Raw genomic sequence first — 2,102 nt, 5'->3', positions numbered from 1 at the left:
CATGATCCACCAWCCACGGCGGAACCAACCCCAACGCCAAGGTAAACAGCTTGTCTTCGTCCATCATTAACCTTCCCTAGATCAGCAATGCCCTAAGACTACCGTACCCTCGTATCCACTCCAAGTAGCGAGGAGCCCTTTGACTGATAATGCCACTAGAAATCCCAACACCAGAGGTAGCAAAAAGGCATTCATGACCTCTACGGCGATATCTAAAGTGACCAGATTGGGGATGAGGATTACCGCCAAGCCTCCAGCTATGATAATGGCTGTATATACCCCATAGAACCAAGGTGCTTCCAGAGGGTGATGCTCAAGAGAATGTTTGAATCCAGTAACCTCTCCCCAACCCCAGGCGCCGGCCAGCGAGGCGACAATCGCAGCAATCATGCCTGCACCGATAATGCCAAAAGAAAATATGATGCGGCCCCATGTGTCGCCCAGATAAGGCATAAATGCATGGGCGATTTGCTGAACAGTATTCAGGGGCGCACTAGGATTAGTACTTCCTATTGTGGCAGCCGTAGCAATCAGAACGGCTGCCATGATGGCCTGAGTCACTACAGAACCAATCGCCGTGTCCCAGCGTGCCGGGATGTAGTCTTCTGGATGCAAGCCTTTGTCTGCGACAGCCGACTGCTGATAGAAAATCATCCAAGGCATAATGACGGCGCCTATATTGGCTGCGATAAGCATCATGTAATCGGAATTGCCGAGTGGTGCTTGGGTGAGGCCTTCAAAAACAGCATGCAGATCAGGATGACTGACCCAGGCAATACCAAAGAACACCAATTCAAATGCCCCCATGAACAAGGCAATCCGCTCGACCCGGCGATAAGACCCTGTCCATACAATGACCAGCAAGGTCACCACTGCCAGGACAACTCCCAAGGCTCGGGGTTCACCGAACAATTGGCTAACCCCTGCCACTCCGGAGAATTCCGTCAGCAACGCACCAGTAGTCGCTATGGAGAGTCCCGCTACAGACAGGTAGGCCCAACCTTTTCCGAAGGTATCGCTAATCAATTCACCGTGCCCTTTCCCGGTAAAAATGCCGAGACGCACCGTCATCTCCTGTACCAGATACAGGATAGGCATCAGGATGAACTGCAACAGCAATAATTTGTATCCCCATTGAGCGCCGCTTTGCGCGGCCGTCACCACACTGCCAACATCCGTATCAGCTAGCATAACTACCAGCCCGGGACCAAGAACCGCTAGAAAGCTTTTCCAACGAAAAGATTTACGGGCAGGGGACATCGAGGGGGCTAAAGACATGGGGGTTTTCTCGCTTAATGAATATTAACGAGAATGATTACTGTTATTGTTATTTTAGTCAAGCAGTACAGTTTAGTTGGGCACCTCAATATTGGATCCAGTGGGTCAATAAACGATGAAGGTTGCAGGCGATACCGATATTTTTGGCGGGTATGATCCTGGAGTTACAATGTGAAAGAGGTGGGGGTACGGGCACAGAAGCCTTTGGTCTGTAAGGGCCATTTTATGGGATCTGAAAGCGGCTATACCGGAACGGGCAGGAATCCGAACTTGATCAGCTTTCTTATCCAGCGGCGGCATTGCGCTTGAGTGCGCCCTTCATAATCGGTGGCGACATCCCGGTAATATGTGCCACGAGTGTTCACGGGTAATAAAGTTTGCTCCTGAATACACCTCAACCTATTGATTGTTAAAAGCGTAGAATACCAATTTGGAAATAAAGTTTACTCCTATGTCTAGCAGCCCGTCGGTTTTAACTTCAGACCACCGTCAAATTTCGCCCCGAATTTTTTGAAATCACTCGTTTTGAGTCTTTTTCGGTCATTATTGCCCTGTTTTTTGCGGTTTATCTGCATTTTCCTGTCCTACGGACGCAATACGGCCATGCGTTTTATGTTCCACGCCAGGCAGACCAGACTCCATTCTCCCTGAACCTGACGCAGGCCGCGCAAGGAGAACTGCCGGAATCCCATCACCGATTTGATAATACCGAAGACCGGTTCTACCGTTTGTTTGCGCAGACGGTAAACACTTCGGCCTGCCTGCGTCTTCAGACGATGTATCATCGCTGGCATAGGGGGCACATTTTTCGGAAGGGTTTCCGG

2 protein-coding genes are annotated in these 2,102 nt (G+C 50.2%); both read right to left on the bottom strand.

Features of this window, described 5'->3' with window-relative positions; genetic code table 11:
• Positions 1-81: 81 nt before the first annotated feature.
• Positions 82-1,191, bottom strand: a complete 1,110-nt coding sequence (locus tag H7F08_RS15195; RefSeq protein WP_227487919.1) for an NRAMP family divalent metal transporter — start codon at positions 1,189-1,191, stop codon at positions 82-84.
• Positions 1,192-1,862: 671 nt separating this feature from the next.
• The coding region (locus H7F08_RS15190) for a transposase (RefSeq protein WP_193640996.1) at positions 1,863-2,102 on the bottom strand (240 nt) is incomplete at its 5' end.

The organism is Acidithiobacillus sp. HP-11, assembly GCF_015100075.1.
GTDB lineage: Bacteria > Pseudomonadota > Gammaproteobacteria > Acidithiobacillales > Acidithiobacillaceae > Acidithiobacillus > Acidithiobacillus thiooxidans.
This window is presented reverse-complemented; position numbering and strand designations above follow the sequence as displayed.

Coding starts and splice junctions, on each gene's coding strand:
- H7F08_RS15195 (WP_227487919.1), bottom strand. CDS start 1,191: ATGCTAGCTGATACGGATGTTGGCAGTGTGGTGACGGCCGCGCAAAGC.